General features: G+C 64.5%; 19 protein-coding genes. 11 read left to right on the plus strand and 8 right to left on the minus strand.

The window, feature by feature from the left end:
• Positions 1–35: 35 nt before the first annotated feature.
• Together ACSU1G_RS32605 and ACSU1G_RS32610 are read right to left on the minus strand one after the other, a co-directional pair.
• Complete coding sequence (locus ACSU1G_RS32605; protein WP_439285488.1) at positions 36–680, minus strand: DedA family protein; 645 nt, start codon at positions 678–680, stop codon at positions 36–38.
• A gap of 53 nt (positions 681–733) precedes the next feature.
• The gene (locus ACSU1G_RS32610; RefSeq protein ID WP_439285490.1) at positions 734–1,678 is read right to left on the minus strand and encodes a methyltransferase family protein; all 945 of its coding nucleotides are present in this window, start codon (positions 1,676–1,678) and stop codon (positions 734–736) included.
• A 72-nt stretch (positions 1,679–1,750) separates the two neighbouring features.
• Here ACSU1G_RS32610 and ACSU1G_RS32615 point away from each other — a divergent pair, with 72 nt between their 5' ends.
• A complete protein-coding gene (locus ACSU1G_RS32615) occupies positions 1,751–2,131 on the plus strand; it encodes a hypothetical protein (RefSeq protein ID WP_439285492.1) in 381 nt (126 codons plus the stop codon).
• A gap of 26 nt (positions 2,132–2,157) precedes the next feature.
• Here the strand turns inward: ACSU1G_RS32615 and ACSU1G_RS32620 are convergent, their stop codons facing one another.
• From ACSU1G_RS32620 to ACSU1G_RS32630, 3 genes are read right to left on the minus strand one after another with little or no spacing between them, the layout of a single operon-like run.
• Positions 2,158–5,496 (minus strand): error-prone DNA polymerase, encoded by a 3,339-nt coding sequence (locus ACSU1G_RS32620; protein ID WP_439285494.1) that lies wholly within the window; start codon positions 5,494–5,496, stop codon positions 2,158–2,160.
• A complete protein-coding gene (locus ACSU1G_RS32625; protein WP_439285495.1) occupies positions 5,496–7,040 on the minus strand; it encodes a DNA polymerase Y family protein in 1,545 nt (514 codons plus the stop codon). Before ACSU1G_RS32625 ends, ACSU1G_RS32620 begins: the two co-directional genes overlap by 1 nt.
• Positions 7,040–7,825, minus strand: a complete 786-nt coding sequence (locus ACSU1G_RS32630; RefSeq protein WP_439285497.1) for a hypothetical protein — start codon at positions 7,823–7,825, stop codon at positions 7,040–7,042. Before ACSU1G_RS32630 ends, ACSU1G_RS32625 begins: the two co-directional genes overlap by 1 nt.
• Positions 7,826–7,918: 93 nt before the next feature.
• Between ACSU1G_RS32630 and ACSU1G_RS32635 the strand changes: the two genes are divergently transcribed.
• The 7 genes from ACSU1G_RS32635 to ACSU1G_RS32665 all read left to right on the plus strand — a co-directional run bounded on the left by ACSU1G_RS32635 (position 7,919) and on the right by ACSU1G_RS32665 (position 12,699).
• A complete protein-coding gene (locus ACSU1G_RS32635; RefSeq protein ID WP_439285499.1) occupies positions 7,919–8,209 on the plus strand; it encodes a DUF1905 domain-containing protein in 291 nt (96 codons plus the stop codon).
• Positions 8,210–8,289: 80 nt separating this feature from the next.
• Positions 8,290–8,772, plus strand: coding sequence for a prepilin peptidase (locus ACSU1G_RS32640; protein ID WP_439285501.1), 483 nt, complete (start codon positions 8,290–8,292; stop codon positions 8,770–8,772).
• 34 nt (positions 8,773–8,806) lie between these two features.
• Positions 8,807–9,022, plus strand: a complete 216-nt coding sequence (locus ACSU1G_RS32645) for a response regulator (protein WP_439285503.1) — start codon at positions 8,807–8,809, stop codon at positions 9,020–9,022.
• Positions 9,012–9,659 (plus strand): CYTH domain-containing protein, encoded by a 648-nt coding sequence (locus ACSU1G_RS32650; RefSeq protein WP_439285505.1) that lies wholly within the window; start codon positions 9,012–9,014, stop codon positions 9,657–9,659. The genes ACSU1G_RS32645 and ACSU1G_RS32650 overlap by 11 nt, the downstream gene beginning before the upstream one ends.
• 44 nt (positions 9,660–9,703) lie before the next feature.
• Entirely contained in the window at positions 9,704–10,870 is a 1,167-nt protein-coding gene (locus ACSU1G_RS32655; RefSeq protein WP_439285507.1) for a type III polyketide synthase, read from the plus strand.
• 34 nt (positions 10,871–10,904) lie between these two features.
• A complete protein-coding gene (locus tag ACSU1G_RS32660; protein WP_439285509.1) occupies positions 10,905–11,576 on the plus strand; it encodes a methyltransferase domain-containing protein in 672 nt (223 codons plus the stop codon).
• Positions 11,563–12,699, plus strand: a complete 1,137-nt coding sequence (locus ACSU1G_RS32665; RefSeq protein ID WP_439285511.1) for an FAD-dependent oxidoreductase — start codon at positions 11,563–11,565, stop codon at positions 12,697–12,699. Before ACSU1G_RS32660 ends, ACSU1G_RS32665 begins: the two co-directional genes overlap by 14 nt.
• A 162-nt stretch (positions 12,700–12,861) precedes the next feature.
• Here ACSU1G_RS32665 and lpdA read toward each other — a convergent pair whose 3' ends face one another.
• The gene (gene lpdA / locus ACSU1G_RS32670; protein ID WP_439285513.1) at positions 12,862–14,259 is read right to left on the minus strand and encodes a dihydrolipoyl dehydrogenase; all 1,398 of its coding nucleotides are present in this window, start codon (positions 14,257–14,259) and stop codon (positions 12,862–12,864) included.
• Positions 14,260–14,268: 9 nt separating this feature from the next.
• Positions 14,269–14,961, minus strand: coding sequence for a copper resistance protein CopC (locus ACSU1G_RS32675; protein WP_439285514.1), 693 nt, complete (start codon positions 14,959–14,961; stop codon positions 14,269–14,271).
• A 101-nt stretch (positions 14,962–15,062) separates the two neighbouring features.
• On the opposite strand from ACSU1G_RS32675, the gene ACSU1G_RS32680 reads away from it, so the two are divergent.
• The 3 genes from ACSU1G_RS32680 to ACSU1G_RS32690 all read left to right on the plus strand — a co-directional run bounded on the left by ACSU1G_RS32680 (position 15,063) and on the right by ACSU1G_RS32690 (position 16,927).
• Positions 15,063–15,548 carry an FHA domain-containing protein gene (locus tag ACSU1G_RS32680; protein WP_439285516.1) on the plus strand — a complete coding sequence of 162 codons (486 nt, stop codon included), beginning with the start codon at positions 15,063–15,065 and terminating at the stop codon, positions 15,546–15,548.
• On the plus strand, positions 15,548–16,237 hold the full coding sequence (gene ftsR, locus ACSU1G_RS32685; RefSeq protein ID WP_439285518.1) for a transcriptional regulator FtsR: 690 nt from the start codon (positions 15,548–15,550) through the stop codon (positions 16,235–16,237). The genes ACSU1G_RS32680 and ftsR overlap by 1 nt, the downstream gene beginning before the upstream one ends.
• Positions 16,238–16,336: 99 nt before the next feature.
• Complete coding sequence (locus ACSU1G_RS32690; RefSeq protein ID WP_439285520.1) at positions 16,337–16,927, plus strand: MerR family transcriptional regulator; 591 nt, start codon at positions 16,337–16,339, stop codon at positions 16,925–16,927.
• A gap of 59 nt (positions 16,928–16,986) precedes the next feature.
• Here the strand turns inward: ACSU1G_RS32690 and ACSU1G_RS32695 are convergent, their stop codons facing one another.
• Complete coding sequence (locus ACSU1G_RS32695; RefSeq protein ID WP_439285522.1) at positions 16,987–17,799, minus strand: ParA family protein; 813 nt, start codon at positions 17,797–17,799, stop codon at positions 16,987–16,989.
• Positions 17,800–17,873 lie beyond the last annotated feature (74 nt).

The following is a 17,873-nucleotide window of genomic DNA, read 5'->3' on the forward strand; positions in this document are numbered from 1 at the left end:
GTGCAATGGCATCGTGCGGCAGGCAGTGCAGAGGGTCAGTCGACAGCGACGCGGTTGCGACGTACCTTACGCACGCGCACCACGATCCACGTGGCAACAGCCACGACCACGACCACGATGACGACCTTCTGGAAGACACCGGCATATTCCTCGACGACGTGCCAGTTGGCTCCGAGGAAGTACCCGGCGAGCACGAAAATCGTGTTCCAGATCGCGCTGCCCGCAGTGGTGAGCAGGGTGAAGCGCAGCAGTGGCATCCGCTCGATGCCCGCGGGAATCGAAATCAGGCTGCGGAAGATGGGGATCATTCGGCCGAAGAACACGGCCTTCGATCCGTGGCGTTCGAACCAGGATTCCGTGCGCTCGACGTCTTCCCGCTTGATCAGCGGCATCCGCTCGACGATCGCATACATGCGGCGCCGGCCCAGCCAGGCGCCGATGCCGTACAGCGCGAGCGCGCCGACGACGGAGCCCACAGTGGTCCAGATCAGGACCTCGATCAGCCCCAGCGTGCCCTGCGCGGCCGTGAAACCGGCCAGCGGAAGGATGATCTCACTGGGCAGCGGCGGGAACAGATTCTCCAGCGCGATGGCGAGTCCTGCGCCGGGCCCGCCCAGCGTCTCCATGAGGGTGACAGCCCAGGCAGCGATCGCGTTGAGGTTCTCTGCTCCGGCATCCATGACTTCCAGCGTAGGAGAGCGCTCCTGAGTATCCCCGCAGAGCCACCCGATGCTCAGCGTGTTGCTCGGAGCGAAGCGGGATGAAACGGCGTGAGTCGCGGCATCCAGCACCGCACTGCGCGCACGTAGTCGGCATAGGCGGCGCCGAAGCGCTCCTCGAGGTCTGCCTCCTCGAGTGGGCGCACCACCGCGTTCCACACCAGTGAGCCGCACAGGGCGTAGATCACCACCAGCCACGACCCGGCGAGGAGCCCGACGGCGACGCCCTGCGCGATGCCGGCCAGCGCCATCGGATTGCGAACGAACCGGTAGGGGCCCGCGATCACCAGCAGTCGGGCGGTGGCAGACGGCAGTGGAGTGCCCTCGCCCTGGGTCGACATGGATACTGCCGACCAAATGCCGAGCGTGCTCGCCGCGATGAGGAGCATGACTCCTGCCCACCGCACGACGTCAGGAAAGGGCAGATGCAGTTGCCAGCGCTGTTCGAGAGCGACGATGATCGCTGGGATCACCGCGAGGAACAGGCCCCAGAACAGGATTATCTGGACTGTTGTGCGTGCAATGTGTCTGCCGGTGGATGCAACGGATGCCTCCCGGATGGCGAACGGCCCGAACAGGATCCACTGCGTGGGCAGCCTGCCGAGCCACACGAGTAGCCCTGCGGCCACGCTGCCTGCGGTCGCAGCGATCATGAACAGCACGCCCCACCCGGCTTCGCCGGTCACCGTGGCGTACAGTGCCATCCCGACCGCGACCAGCGCCGTCCACGGCACGATCACCCAGACCAGGGCGCGCAGCCCGCAGGCCACCAGCGCGGAGGTGAGCACGAACAGTGGAATGTCGAACCACGCCACCAGGACGGGATCGAGCCTGCCGAGAGTCAGGGCACGGATGTCCGCGCTGAAGAAGACACCAATCCACCATGCTGCTCCCGCAATCGCCTGAACCGCGAAGTACAGCCGCCCCGCCCGTGGACCGAGGCGCTGGAGGAGGGGCATGGACCGAGTATATGAGTCGTTCAGGGCGCGCCGGGCTCTTGCACTCGGGACAGGACTTCATAGGCTGGAGCCATGGACAGAACGATCGTGATCGCGGTGCCGGCGGCGATCCCTCACGGGCATCGCATTCAGGTGGTCGAGAGTGTGGACGAGGTGGGCGAACGCACCGTGGTCATGCTGATCGATCTGGAGACGCGGATTCACTACCGCCACAGCGGGCAGACGCCCTCCTCCTCATCGACCTGGACCGGACGAGTGCTGGAATGCACGATCGCTCCGACACGGCACGGAGTCAGCACGACACTTCTCGTGGATCCGGTTGGTCCTGGTGCGGCGGAATCGGACGTCGCTCTGCGTGGCGCGGATGCTGCTGCAGACGCCGCCAGAGACGAAGCACTGCGCTGGGGCGGCGGAGACCGAGTACCCGAGCCCGAACCGCCGCGCTTCTGGTGACGGTGACGGTATGCGTGACGTAGAGCTCAGCGGAAGTCACGTGAGCGATGCTCGATGCCGGTGCGCAGATCTTGGAAGGCATCGGCGAGCACGTTGATCACGCCTTCGGGGGAGCGCTCCAGCATGCCGCGCACGATCAGCGCGGGCGAATCCCTGGCGACCTGGCGATAGCGACTCCACACTCCGGTTGAACAGACCACATTGACGAGCCCGTGCTCGTCTTCGAGGTTCAGGAACGTGACACCGCCCGCCGTCGCCGGACGTTGGCGGTGAGTGACCAGACCCGCAACCTCGATGCGCCGACCGATCTCATGGTCGCGCAGTTGTGCCGCGGTGAGCACGCCACGTTCGGCAAGCGCTGTACGAAAGTGCGCCATCGGATGATCATCCGTGGAGATGCCGGTGATGGAGAGATCAGCGGACAGTTGCTCGTAGCTGGTCTGGTCGGTGAACAGCGGCGGCTGCACAGACACGGTCGTACCGGGGATGTAGCGGGCGCGATCCTCAGCGGCAGCGCCGGCGAGCCAGATCGCTTCGCGCCGCTTCAATCCGAGGCACTCGAACGCCCCCGCGGTTGCCAGTGCTTCCAGCTGGGCGGCCGTGGCATCGGTGCGACGCACCAGATCATGCAGATCCCGATATGGCCCCTTCTTCGCTCGTTCGTCGACGATGCGCTCGGCCATCGACATTCCGATACCACGCACCTCGCTGAGGCCCAGCCTGACGGCGAAGGCGGAGTCATAACGCGTCTCGTCTGGAGCAGCCGACTGCTCCGATACCTGCCGCAGAGAGGTCGTGGCATCCGAATCATGCAGATCGGGTCTGAGCACCTCTACGCCGTGACGGCGGGCATCCGCCGTGAGCGTCGCCGCTGAGTAGAAGCCCATCGGCTGGGATCGCAGGAGACCTGCCAGGAAAGCACCGGGATAGTGCAGCTTCAGCCACGAACTGGCATAGACGAGCAGCGCAAAGGACAGTGAGTGCGACTCAGCGAAGCCGAAGTTCGAAAACGCCTGAATCTGCGCATAGATGCGATCCGAGGTCTCTTCGTCGAGGCCCTTGCGTTCCATGCCCGTGTAGAGCTTCTCCTTGATCCGCTCGATCTTCTCCAGCCCGCGCTTGGAGCCCATCGCCCGGCGCAGCAGGTCAGCTTCATCGGCCGTGCAGTCGCCGAGAGCGGTGGCCATCTGGATGAGCTGTTCTTGAAACACGGGGATACCCAGTGTGCGCTTCAGGATCGGCTCCAGATCTGGGTGGGCGTATGTCACCTCCTCCTGGCCGAGTTTGCGGCGTACGAACGGATGCACGGCACCGCCCTGGATGGGCCCGGGGCGGATGAGCGCGATCTGGATGACGAGATCGTAGAAGCAGCGTGGTTGCAGCCGGGGGAGCAGACCCATCTGCGCCCTGGATTCCACCTGGAACACGCCGATCGAATCGGCTCGGCAGAGCATGTCATAAACGGCGGGCTCTTCTTTGGGCAGGTTCTGCAGCGTCCAGGTTCTGCCGGTGGAATCCCGGATGAGATCGAAACAGTGCTGCAAGGCTGCCAGCATCCCGAGCCCGAGCAGATCGAACTTCACCAGCCCCATCCACGCCGCGTCATCTTTGTCCCACTGGATGACCGTACGGTTCTCCATGCGCGCGTGTTCCACCGGCACCACCTCGCCGACAGGCCGTGCCGTGAGCACCATGCCCCCAGAGTGGATGCCGAGATGCCGTGGCGCTTTCAGCAGCTCACCGGCGTACTCCAACACGTTCTCTGGGATGTCATGCCCATCGGCAGGCTGCAGGCCAGCGCCCCAGCCTTCCACCTGCTGCGACCAGGCATCCTGCTGGCCGGGGGCATGACCGAGCGCCCTGGCCATATCGCGGATCGCGTTCTTCGGGCGGTATTGGATGACGTTCGCGACCTGAGCTGCGCGTTCGCGTCCGTACCGCTGATAGACCCACTGGATGATCTCCTCACGGCGACGGGAGTCGAAATCTACGTCGATGTCCGGCTCTTCCTCGCGCGTGGTGGCGAGGAACCGCTCGAAGGGCAGTCGGTACAGGATTGGGTCGACAGCGGTGATGCCCAGCAGATAGCAGACCGCGCTCGCCGCGGCGGATCCTCTGCCCTGGCAGAGGATGCCACGGCGCTTCGCCTCGGTGACGATGTCATACACGATGAGGAAGTATCCGGGGAAGTCTTTCTCCTCGATGACGTTGAGCTCACGTTCGATACGAGCGCGACCGTCGGCATCAAGCTGCGGATATACCTCCGGCACCGCAGCCCATACGAGTGCGCGGAGATGACTCATCGGGGTTTCCCCTTCAGGCACCTCTTGTCTGGGCAACGCAGGGCGCGCACGGCGTAGCGGAAAAGCGGATGCCGCGGCGATCTCTAGGCCGTTCGTGATCGTCCCTGGATACCGCTGAAATCGGGCGGTCATCTCCGCGCCACTGCGCAGGTGCGCGGAACCGTGTGAGGGAAGCCATCCGTCGAGCTCATCCAAACCGCGAGTGGCACGCACCGCGGCGACGGCCTCCGCTAGCCGCGCACGCTGTGGCACGGTGTAGTGCACGTTGTTCGTCGCGACGAGGGGAAGACGCAGGTGTGCGGCGAGGTCGGCGAGGGCATCGTTGCGCCTGTTGTCTTGTGGGTCACCATGGTCGATGAGCTCGACAGCGACGTGCTCCTGGCCAAACAGATCGACGAGTCGCCGCAGGGGAGTCTCGGCATCGCCACGGGCAAGACCCTGCCTCACTCCGCCTTTGCGGCAGCCGGTGAGGATTGTCCAGTTGCCATCTGCGCTCGCCGCAAGATCGTCGAGATCGTAGACGGGGCGGCCCTTCTCTCCGCCACGCAGTTGCGCCCTGGTGATCGCGCCGGAGAGTCGGTGGTATCCCTCCAGGCCGCGAGCGAGCACGAGCAGATGTTCACCGACCGGATCTGGCACCCCGTTCTGCGGTGCAGGAAGGTCGAGGGAGAGCTCGGCGCCGAAGATCGTCTGCACCTGCGCTGCGCTCGCATCTGCAGCCTCGGCGAAGCGGGCGGCACCGTAGAAGCCGTCGTGGTCGGTGATTGCGAGAGCGGTGAGTCCGAGCCGTTCGGCCTCTGCAATGAGGTCTTCCGGAGAAGAAGCGCCGTCCAGGAACGAGAATGATGAGTGCGCGTGCAGTTCGGCGTAGGGGACAGCATTCTCCGGGCGGATGGTCTCAGCAGGTGGCGTGCTCTTGCGTTTTCTGCTGATGGGGCCCGGGTCGGGACGGCGCGCAGGTTCCGTGCTGGTTGGATCACTGGTTGATTGAGCACTGGTTGCGCGGCCGCTGAGGGTCTGCTCGAGCTCTTTCCAGGAGAGCGGTGGGTTGTGGAATTCCATCAGCGGTATCGCCCCTCCGCCCACCAGGAGTCGTTCTCCCAGAGCACAAGCCAGGCACGCTGCGACTCATCGACAATCTGCAGTCGCTGGGCGAGTCGGGCATTGTCGCGGTCCCAGGCGCGCTCGCGCAACGGCCATGGACCTGCCCAGCTCAGCACCGGAGTCTCTTCAATCCACGCAGGAGGAGCAGAGAGCTCTCCTCTGTCGTTGACGGCCGGCTCGGTCCCGTCAGCGGCAGCGAGCCGTATCGGCAGTGGTGTCGTGTACACCTCTGAGGGGTACGGCGGCGGCAGGCTGCCAGGCCAGGGCAGGGCAGCATCTCGCTCCGGAGGTGCCAGGTCGCCCCAAGGCTGGAGCAGTTGCCGATCGGCAAGGCGACGGCCGCCGACGATAACAGGGCAGGAGACGCCACGATGGCCGAGCATCGCCTGCACGCGGGATACGGCATGGTGAAGTCGCTGCTGTGGTCCCTGTCCGAACAGTCCCGGCTGATGGTGGGCGCTGTCATCGACCCTGGTGGGGGTGATTCGTACTTCGGTGATGCCAGCGGACTCGCGGTCGGATTCGACCGGACGGAGCCCCTCCAGCTGCCAGCGCACCCGATCGACGAGGTCACTGGCTTCGAAGGAGGTCGGATGCAACCACACCCGTGATGTGATCGACCCGTCATCGTCGGTCAGGTCGATGCGCACCTCTGTGCATACCTGTGACAGTTCAGCGAGGGCAGCGGTCACGGCATCCGCTGTCTGTCGCACCGCGAATGCCACCTGATCGGCTTGCTCGAGCGGGCTTTCGAACACGATCTCGCGCGCGAGCTCCGGCTCTGGATGCTGGGGCGTCAGTGGGCGAGAATCCGCGCCTGATGCCAGAGCGTGCAGCCGTGCGCCTCGCTCTCCTAATCGGTCGCGGATGTCGCTCTCGGCGAGGGCGGCGAATTCAGCGAGTGTGCGGATGCCGAGCCGCTTCAGCAGAGCGGCCACGTCGTCGTCACCGAGAACTTGCACAGGGAGAGGCGCGAGGAACTCCTGTGATCTGCCGGGATCGACGACGAGCGCAGGAGCGGCCAGCCGTGCCGCCTGCTCTGCTGTGAAGAGTCCGTCGGCGACCGCGGCACGGGCGTCAGGATGACCGTGTGCAGCGAGGGCAGCGATGAGTCGCAGCGCGGACTGTTCTTCTCCGCCGTAATAGCGGGCGGCGCCGCGGGCGCGCAACGCGGCGAGCCCTGGGCGCAGCGGTTGTACGCCGGGTACCAGCTCTTCCAATAGGCGCAGCACGGGCAGGAACGCGCGCTCGTCACGGCGCGGGTCTGCCGGGATCAGACGCAAGGCAGGAGAGAGTGACTGTGCAAGTCGTCGGCGCTGGCCGCGGCGCACACCCTGTGCTCGGGCAGCCGCAGAACAGGCGATGATCGTGTTCGCGTGAAATATGGCAACAGGTTCATCGGTAGCGGGTTTATTGATAACGGGCTCATGGGCGGATGATGCGCCGAGCGCAGCACGCACCGGCCAGTCCGGAAGCCACAGCACCAGATGGCGTGGGGGCATCATCCTGCTACCGCCCAGCGGTCGGTGTCGGTGTCAGCACCGGTGCGTGATGGTGCCGGCGACGGCAACGATGTCATAGGCAACGATGCCACCGGCCGCAGGGGAGCGGGCGCCGCATCCACCCGTCCGAGAGAGGTGGGCATCTGCACGCGCACTCGACGTGGAGATTCGTGTCGCCGGCCCGAGGAGCTCAACGTCACGGTGCGCTCGGCGAGGAGTCCCCAGCCGGAACCCAGACCGTGCCATTCGGTCTCTTCCACTCGGATCGTCGCCTCACTCTGTGGCCAGGGTGCCGTGACCAGCAGTGTGCAGCCGCGATCGCGCAGCCGTGCATTCAACCGGGCGATGTCGGCATCTGAGACCCTGCTGCGAGGGTGCACCGCAATGAGCGGAACCACCTCGGAGAGTGCCATGGCGACAGTCAGCCAGCGAGGACCAGGATCGGGCACAAGGATGAGGCGCTCCAGTTCGACGCCGAAACCGTTCATCGCCTCGACGCCGATCGTGGGCATGCCGATGATCGCGCACCATGAGCCCTTCTGCGATGGGGCAGCGAGCAATGCGCCCAACAAGCTCGGCGAAGGCGAGAGGGAATATGAGGAACCGACTCGCAGGCCAGGGTCGGGTAAGAGTCCTTCCAAAGCCGGATCGAGGGGGAGGAAGGGGACGTCGCTGCGTCGACGCTGCATGCGGGAGATCTCGCTGCGCAGACGGTGAACCTCCTGAGCGCGGGAAGCGATGCTCTCGCGGGGGAGAGCCGAAGGGGCGGAGAGTGCGGTGCCCATGCATCCATCCTCGAATATATCTACGAATAAATCAAGTAACACTCCGATCGTAATTCGCACATCGGACATTCGGTTTCGCGTTACCTTTGATGAATGCAGATCGAGTTCGAGAGCCCCGTCACCCTCTGGGACAAGCGGGCGGAGGCGTGGTATTTCGCGACCATGCCGGAGGAGCTCTCTCTGGAGCTGCGTGAACTTCCTGCGCCTCAACGAGGTTTCGGCTCTCTGCGAGTGCAGGCGAGGATCGGAGCTTCGATCTGGCGTACTTCGATCTTCTTCTCCGGTGGTGCCTTCGTGCTCCCGTTGAAGAAGACGATCCGCGAGGCGCAGGGGATCGAAGAGGGCGACGTCATCACCGTCGACCTCGACATCATCGATCTCTGAGTCATTCGCGCTGGGTCATTCAGCGTCGAGTTATCCACAGGGCTCGTACGCGGCATCCGATCTTCTCGTAGCCTTCCGGCATGCCTTCTGTCGCTGTGGTGCGTGACGTCATCGTCGTGCTTGCGCATATTGCGCTCGCCGGAGTAGGCGTCTGGCTGCTCGTGATCGATGCGCGAACACACCGATTGCCGAATCGAATCGTGTTGCCGACTCTCATCGCACTGCTCGCGTTGGTCGGCATCGATGCGCTCGTCACACAGCGCAGTGCCCCATTGGCCAGCGCGCTCATCGGGATGCTCATTCTCGGTGGTTTCTATGCCGTGATGCGGGCCACCAGCCGAGGCGGAATCGGCGGTGGAGACGTCAAACTCGCCGCTGTCATCGGCCTGGTACTGGGGTGGCATGGCTGGCAGGCACTCGCCGTCGGTGCGGCATCCGCCTTCGTGCTTGGCGCGTTCTACGCACTCGCCCTCATGGCGCTGCGCCGAGCGAACCGCTCCACCAGGATCGCCTTCGGCCCGTGGATGATTATTGGCGCGGTGCTCGGTATCGCCGTGGCATAAGACGATGCGGCGCACTCAGCGCTATGGTGTGCACATGGCAATCGCACGACTTCACGGAGGCCCGCTCGACGGGCAGATTCTTCCGCTCGAGAACACGGAGCAGGACAGCCTGATCGCGCCCTACGGTGCGACCCAGGTCATCTATCGACGCACCGGCGATGCTCTCAATACCGGTACGAGTGACGGACCCACCGAGGTGGCGTTCTGGTTCATCGAATCCAGCGACGACATCACGCCCAGTGACGACTGAGCCCGCACAGGCCGGTCCCTCACAAGCTGATCCCTCACGCACTGTCGAGGTCGAGCGCAAGTACGACGTCGACGACGCAACGCCGCTACCTGTCTGGGATGCGATCCCAGGTGTGGATGCGGTGACCTCCGGCGAGCTGCGTGAACTCGACGCCCGCTACTTCGACACCGCGGATGCTGCGCTGTCGCGATCGGGCGTCGCTCTACGTCGTCGCACCGGCGGACCCGACGAGGGCTGGCACATCAAGGGACCTCGTGAGGGGGACGGACGTCTCGAACTCGGCTGGCCGCTGGGCGATGACGAGATGCTGCCGGATTCTGTCGGCACGGTGATCGCACGATGGACGACCGAGTCGCTCACGCCGCTCGCACGCATCGAGAATGATCGCACGGCCTATCTGCTCACCGGGCCGGCCGGCGTCATCGCGGAGTTCGTCGATGATCGAGTCCGTGCCACCGATCTTCGAGCCGGAACAGAGCGCGAATGGCGCGAATGGGAGATGGAACTGGGGCCAGCAGCGCCCGCAGATGTCGCAGGTCGCGAGGAGTTCTTCACTGCGGTCGAGGCAGCGATCTTCGCAGCCGGCGGTCGACATGCGGCATCCGGATCGAAACTCGCCCGCGCTCTCGGCATCTGACGCAACCCCTTCCCTGACGCCCCTGGTCGTGCTTGAGTGGCGATATGACCCGGCCTGCCGTGCTCCGATCACTCCAGACGATCGTTCCTGATACCCAGCTCGTGCAAGAAGACGTCCGCGATGTCTTCGCAGCCCAGCCTGATATTGGTCGGCTGGCGAAGCGGATCGTGTCCGCATCATTCAACGGCTCTGGCATCGACACGAGATATACGGTGCTCGAGGAGCTGTCGTTTTCTGCTGAGACCGAGTCGCCGCAGTTCTTCGATCGAACCGCAGGCCTACTCCTCGAGCCCGGTACGAAAGCGCGCAACGAGGTGTATATCCGTGAAGCGGGCAGGCTTTACGTTGAGGCGGCCAGACGTGCTTTGGATGCCGACAGCGACATCACCGCCGCCGACATCACCCACGTCATCACCGTCTCGTGCACCGGTTTCTACTCCCCAGGACCCGACTACGAGATCGTTCGCGCTCTCGGACTGCGCGACAGCACTCGGCGATATCACCTGGGATTCATGGGATGCTACGCCTCGATGCCGGCACTGCGAGCAGCGAGCGAGATCTGCGCCGGAGATCCGGATGCTGTAGTGCTGGTGGTCAGCGTTGAGCTGTGCACGCTGCACCTGCGTTCCTCGGATGACCCGGACATGATCATCGCCACCTCACTCTTCGCCGATGGGGCTGCCGCCGGAATCGTCACTGCACGCACATTCGATTCTGATGTGCCCGGACTCGTGCTCGACCGGTTCCACACCGCGCTCATCCCCGAGGGGAACAAGGACATGGCGTGGACAATCGGGGATCATGGTTTCGAGATGGTCTTGTCGACGGCGGTCCCGCAGCTCATCGGCGAGCACATCCACGACGCGCTCCGGCCGCTGTACGTCGGAGAACCTCCGCTCGCCGAGGCGTTCGATGGTGGTTCGATCAGCGAGCAGATCACGCACTGGGCGATCCACCCTGGCGGGCGCAGCATCCTGGACCGTGTGGAAGAGAAACTGGGCCTCACCGAGCAGCAGCTTGTGCCGGCTCGCGAGACTCTGCGGCAATACGGCAACATGTCCAGCGCGACGGTGCTGTTCGTGCTGCGGAAGATTCTGGAAGACGCCAGCACACATGACGGAGACCGCGTCACTGCGGTGGCGTTCGGCCCTGGTCTCACCGCGGAGACCGCACTCCTGACCGTCGTCGCTCCCGGGCGCCGTGCGGAGTGATCTCTCGGCGAGAGAGGTCGAGACACGCGAACTGATGGATGATCCGCACGCGGATCTGCGGATGCTGGAGCGCACCTATGAACGATTCGCGCTGATCAACGGCGTGGTCTCGCGCTGGGGCGCGGTGTACCGCCGTGACATCCGGCCGCGCGCGCATTCCCGGCCCATTCGGCTCCTCGACGTCGGCGCCGGAGGAGGAGATGTGTCGCGGGCGATTGCGGCCTGGGCGCGAAGGGACGGGCTGACAATGCATGTCACGGCACTGGATGCCGATGCCAGGGCGATCCGCTGGGCGAAGAGTCGAGGCGGCGCGGTGGCATATCGGTGTGCGCACACGAGGGAGTTGGCAGAAGCCGGCGAGGTCTTCGACATCGTGATCTCCAACCACCTGCTGCACCATCTGAGCCGTGAGGAACTGCAAGAGATGCTGATCGATTCGACCCGGCTCGTGAGTAATGATGGGCTCGTTATTCACCGTGACATAGAGCGCAGCAGGTTCGCCTACCGAGCATTCGCCGCAGGAACCCTGCCGTTCGCGAGGAATCTGTTCGCGGGTTCCTTCATCCGGCCGGATGGGCTCACCAGCATCCGGCGCGCGTACACCGCGGCAGAGCTCTCGGCCGTCGCCCTGGGTGGCTGGCGGGTGCGCCGCGCGTTTCCCGCCAGGCTCGAGCTGCGATGGGAGGCGCATCGTGCCAGGCCATGAGGTCGCGATCGTGGGTGCCGGTCCGGTCGGTCTTCTCCTCGCCTGCCTGCTGGCTCAGGCAGGAGTCGCGGTCGCCGTGTACGAGCAACGTGCCGACGCCGATGATCGTTCCCGTGCGATCGGTATCCACCCGCCGGGTCGCGCAGCGCTGGATGCGGTGGGGCTGGGGGGCGACGTTCGCCGTGAGTCGCTGGGCCTCGACGGGGGAGAAGTGCTCTGCGGCGGCCGGATGCTGGCATCGGTGTCCTTCACGGCAGCGCAGCGCGTGCTGATCCTCCCGCAGCGCCGCACTCACACGCTTCTTCGCGAGCGCCTCGCTCGCCTGCAACCCCGAGCACTGCAGGTCGGCCACACCGTTCTCGGTCTTCGAGACGAAGGTGATCTCGTGCGACTGAGCCTCGACGGGGACGGTGCACTTGGCGAGGCGACGGCGTCGATCGTCGTTGCAGCAGACGGCGTGCGCAGCGAGATTCGGGGGCAGCTCGGCATCGAATGGCAGGAACGGCCAGGCGCCGGCTCTTATGCGATGGCGGATGTTGCCGTGATGGCGGATGTTGTGGACGAGATGCTCGGTCGGCGAGTGCAGCTGCACTGCGAGCCGAGCGGACTGGTCGAGTCTTTTCCGCTCCCGCAGGGGCGCAGGCGATGGGTCGTCGCGGATCCGTATGACCGACTGCAGGATGCGACGGCCTTCGCTCACGCGATCGCTGAACGCACCGGCATCCATCTCGACATGTCAGAGGCATCTTCGCCGACACCGTTCCGCGCACAGCAGCATCGTGCGGCAAGGCTCGCCGTCGGCAGAGTGGCTCTGGTCGGAGATGCCGCCCATGAGACCAGTCCGATCGGTGGCCAGGGGATGAACCTCGGCTGGATGGGTGCCAGGATTCTGGCATCCGCCATCGAAGTGTCACTGCGGGCTGGCACGGCGGACTTCACTGACTATGAGCGCAGGATGCTGTGTTCTGCAGGGCGCGCGCAGCGACGCGCATCCTTCTATATGGCGATGGGCAGCCCGGCGCATGGACTCACGTTGAGCGTGCGCAACGCGCTGATACGAGCCCTCGGCTCGCCACCATTGTGCCGGCGCGCTGCCGATCTGATCACCATGCGTGGAATCTGATCTCCGCGGCGTCGCCGGAATCAGGAGCTTCGACCCAGAGCAGGAGGAATCTGCAGAATTGTCCTGATCTGGGGGTATCCTCCTGTTTCCAGGTGCAGCAGTCGACGCAACGACGAAGGCCCGGCCACGCGTGAGCGTGCCGGGCCTTCAATGCTGACGTGATCAGAAGTTGATCATGTGTCCTGCGAGGCCGTGGAAGCCCTCCTGCAGTGCCTCCGACAGCGTCGGGTGCGTGTGCACGTTGCGGGCGAGCTCGAGTGCCGTGAGGTCCCACTTCTGCGCGAGCGTGAGCTCGGGAAGCAGTTCGGAGACATCCGGGCCGATCATGTGAGCGCCGATGAGCTCAAGGTGCTCGGCATCCGCAATGAGCTTGACGAAACCGACCGGCTCGCCGAGGCCATGCGCCTTGCCGTTCGCCATGAACGGGAACGACACGACCTTGATATCGCGACCCTCGTCCTTGGCCTGCTGCTCGGTGAGACCGAACGACGCGACCTGCGGCGAGCAGAACGTCGCGCGCGGCATCATGCGGTAGTCGCCCAGTGTCTGCGTCTCGGCTCCTCCGATGGTCTCGGCGGCGACGACGGCCTGTGCCTCGGCGACGTGCGCAAGCTGCAGCTTGGCGGTGACGTCACCGATCGCGTAGATCCCGTCGACGTTCGTCTTCATGTAGTCGTCGATGTCGATCGCGCCGCGCTCGGTGAGCTTCACACCGGTCTTGTCCAGACCGAAGCCCTCGATGTTCGGGGCGAAGCCGACCGACATCAGAACCTTGGCGGTATCGATCGACGTCTGCGCGCCGTCCTTGCCGGTGTAGGTCACGGTGACGGAAGAACCGTTGTCCACGATCGTCTCGACCTTGGTGGAGGTCAGGATGTCGACACCGTAGTTCTTGTACTGCTTGGTGATCTCCTTCGACACATCGGCATCCTCATTGGGAAGCGCACGGTCGAGGAACTCGATGATGGTGACCTTGACGCCGTAGTTCGTCAGGACGTAGGCGAACTCCATGCCGATGGCACCGGCGCCGACGATGACGATCGACTCGGGGAGCTCACGGGTGAGGATCTGCTCCTCGAAGGTGACGACGTTCTCACTGAGCTGCACACCGGGCAGCAGGCGCACCTTCGATCCGGTGGCGATGATCACGTTGTCGAACGTGACCTCTTCGGTCGTGCCGTCGGCCTTGGCAACCGAGATCGCCTTCGGGCCAGTGAAAGTGCCGCGACCGTCGTACTCGGTCACCTTGTTCTTCTTCATCAAGAAGTGGATGCCCTTGACTCGGCCGTTCGCCACCTCGCGGCTGCGGTCGAACGCCTTGCCGAAGTCGATGGTGAACTCACCCGAGATGCCAAAGAATTCGGCCTTGTGGTTCAGGGTGTGCGCGAGCTCGGCATTCTTCAGAAGAGCCTTGGAGGGGATGCAGCCTACGTTCAGGCAGATTCCACCCCAATACTTTTCTTCGATGATTGCGGTGCTCAGACCAAGCTGTGCACTGCGGACGGCGGCGACGTAGCCGCCAGGGCCCGCACCGAGGATGACGACATCGTAATGTGGCATGGCTCCAGCTTATCGCTCTGCGGGAACGTCGGAACCGGAGTCGGTAGGCGTGCGGCGCGCACGCGCGACCAGCCAGGCGATGATCCCAGCGATGACGAGGATGCCAGCGACAATGCCCGCCCAGATCCACCCGGTGGCGGAGTCTGAATCGGATGCGGCGGGAGTCTCTGTGGCCTCGTCAGTGGGAGCCGTGGTCGCGTCGTCGGTGGGATTCATCGTCGACTCGGCGCTCGGCGCAGCCGTGGGCTCGGCCGTGGGCTCGGCTGAAGGCTCGATCGTTTCCGCGAGCGTGCTCGTCGTCACGGTGAAGGTGAGTTCTTCGTTCGTGTTGTCCGTGGGATGCCCGTCGCTGGAAAGCACCTGCCAGAACACGGTGTACTCGCCCGCCATCGCTTCGGCGACGAGAGGCTGAACCACCATCGCGCCGTCCACGGTCGGCGCACCATCCGTGACCGAGTTGCCTTCGGCATCCAGCACCTCGACTGCGGTCGTGCCTTCTCCACTGATCAGTGCCGCGCTGAATGTCAGCGTCAGTTCTTCAGGAAGCGTCTCGACCGTCGAACCAGCCGCAGGGGAGGAGTCGACCAGCGCGTCATGAGCGGCAGCGGACTGCGGCCACGCGAACAGCACGAGGAGTGTCGCGAGCAGTGTTGCAGCCAGCGCGACCGGGGCAAGGGAACGTCGAAGTTGGAGTGTGTGCACATCTCCACCATAGGAAAGGGCGATATGCGGTGGCTGAGTCATCCAGACACTCCCGGCGGTGGCATCCGATCAGTTAGTCTGGGGGGAAGAGGAGGGCCAACGTGACAGATTACGAAAGCCGATCGGCACAGAACACGGCGATTCACCGTGACGGCGAGCAGCGACACGACGCCACACAGACGTTCGGACACGATTCCGATCTTTCGTTTGTGCCGTTCGGAGCCGACCTCACCGATGTGGAGCAGTCGGCGATCGCCGCACTCCCGTCTGGGTCTGCCCTCCTGCTGGTTCGTTCCGGCGCCCTCGCTGGCGCACGCTACCTGCTAGACACCGACGTCACCACCATCGGCCGACACCCAGAGGCAGACATCTTCTTCGACGATGTCACCGTCTCGCGTCGTCATGCCGAGATCACCCGGTCTGCTGGCACGTTCGAGATCGTCGATCAGCGTTCGCTCAACGGCACGTACGTCAACGGAGAGCGCGTCGACCGCAGCGCCCTGGCGACCGGCTATGAGCTGCGCGTCGGCAAATTCCGCCTGAACTTCTTTGCGTCGCCCGCAGATATTGCGGCGGCGAATAACTGATGGCAGCACTTCACGCCCGCGATCGCTCAGCGTCCGCGGGTCTTCTGAGTATCGGTCAGGTACTTGCGAGGCTGACTCCGGAGTTTCCCGATCTCACCTCCAGCAAGCTGCGTTTCCTCGAGGTTCAAGGCATTGTCAGCCCGTCGCGCACTGAGTCCGGCTACCGTAAGTTCTCGCAGGCAGACATTGACCGTCTGCGGCTCGGACTCACCCTGCAGCGCGATCATTATCTGCCGCTGAGCGTCATCCGCGAACAGCTCGACGAGGCTGAGGCAGACGGCGAGACGGCGTCAACGCTCGCGCCTCCGCCCTCCATCGCACCCGTGCCGCGTCGCTACCGCCGCGATGAGCTGCTGTCGGCTGCCGGTGCCGGTCCCCAGATTCTGAACGACGCGATCAGCACGGGCATCATCGCTGCGGCCGAGACGTACCCAGAGCCGACTGTGATGCTCTTGCGTGGTCTGGTCGCACTCGATCGCCATGGCATTGAGCCACGACACCTGCGGAGCCTGCGTCAGAGTGCCGAGCGGGAGGTGTCGCTGATCGAATCGGCGATGTCATCGCTCCTTCGCCGAACGGATGCCACGTCCCGCGGTAAAGCGCGCGAAATGGCTCCGGAATTGGCGACAAAAATCGATGAAGTGCGCTCGCTCTTCGTCAAGGAAGCGCTCGCTCGAGTGCTTCCGTAACGAACTGGTTGCGACACACCTTCCACCAAGGGTGGATGTCATTGCCGGTGCCCCGGCACTGCTCTAGCGTGGAGGTAACGGTTCCAGAGAGGATTTCAAATGAATGCCGATGAGCTTGCAGGCGACTCACGGTTCGTGCCCGAACTTCTCTTCACGGACGGTCTGCCCGCGATGGATGATGAAGTGGGTTACCGCGGTGCGATCGCTGCTCGTGCAGCCGGCATCACCTACCGTCAGCTGGACTACTGGGCACGCACTGAGCTTGTCGTTCCCACCGTTCGCGGCGCCAGCGGCTCTGGCTCGCAGCGTATGTACGGATTTCGCGACATCCTCGTACTCAAGCTCGTCAAGCGACTGCTTGACACCGGCATCTCGCTGCAGCAGATTCGCATCGCCGTCGAGCAGCTTCGTGCTGCAGGCATCCGCGATCTCGCCGGTACCACGCTCATGAGCGATGGCGCATCGGTCTACCTGTGCACGTCGAACGACGAGGTCATCGACCTCGTCAGCCGCGGTCAGGGCGTATTCGGCATCGCCGTCGGCAAGGTCCTTCGCGAGGTCGAATCGACCCTCGTTGAATTCGACCCGGCCGCTCTTAACGCCACCGCTCTTAACGCCACCGCTCTTAGCACCACGGCTTCCGACCCGGCCGACGAGCTCGGTGCTCGTCGCGCCAAGCGCACGGCCTAAACGACTTCACCAAAAAATCCCGCTCGGCGATGCCGGGCGGGATTTTTTCGTACGAGCTGTCAGGCCTGCGGGCCGGACTCCGGAACAGGAACGCGGCCGGTGCGGACGATGCGGTCCAGCAGCAGGTCGAAGTCGGCTGCGAGCTCCTGAGCGGAGTCGCCGGGCCAGATGTGCAATGGCTTCGCCGCACCCTGCGCCTGCTGCAGCGACGTGCGCTCAGGCAGTTGCGGGCTCAGGACGAGGGGCCCGAACATGTCGCGAAGTTCCTTGATGCGGAACTGGTGCTCGATCGACTGCGGTCGCACGCGGTTCACGACGATGCCGAGCGGCTGAAGACGGGGCGAGAGGCCACGGCGGATCTCTTCGATGGCGCGAAGGGCGCGGTCTGCTGCTGCCACGGAGAACAGACCGGGCTCGGTGACAACCATCACGCGGTCACTCGCAGCCCAGGCCGTGCGGGTCAGTGCGTTCAGTGAGGGAGCGCAGTCGACGAGAACGAGGTCGTAGTCGCTCTCGACAGAGGCCAGGGCCTCTTCCAACTTCCACACGTCGCGCACGCTCGGGTGCGGGCCATCGAAGTTGATGGCGGAGGGGCTGCCGATGAGAACATCGATCGTCCCCGGGTGCACCTTCGCCCAGCCGCTGGACGTGATCGCCTGCCGAACGACCTTCTCCTTCGGGTTCGCCAGAACATCAGCGATGTTGAGTCTGCCGGCGACCTGAATGTCCATTCCGGTTGACACATCGGACTGCGGATCGAGGTCAACGACGAGGGTCCGGACGCCTCGGGCGAAGGCCGCTGAGGCCAACCCGAGAGTCACGGTCGTCTTGCCGACGCCTCCCTTGAGAGAGCTGACGCTGAGTACGTGCACGTAGACCACGTTACAGTCCCCTAGGCTTGGAAGACACTCAGCCCCGCCCCGTGTACGTCAAAAATGCCGTACGT

It is taken from the genome of Microbacterium sp. A93 (assembly GCF_051842835.1).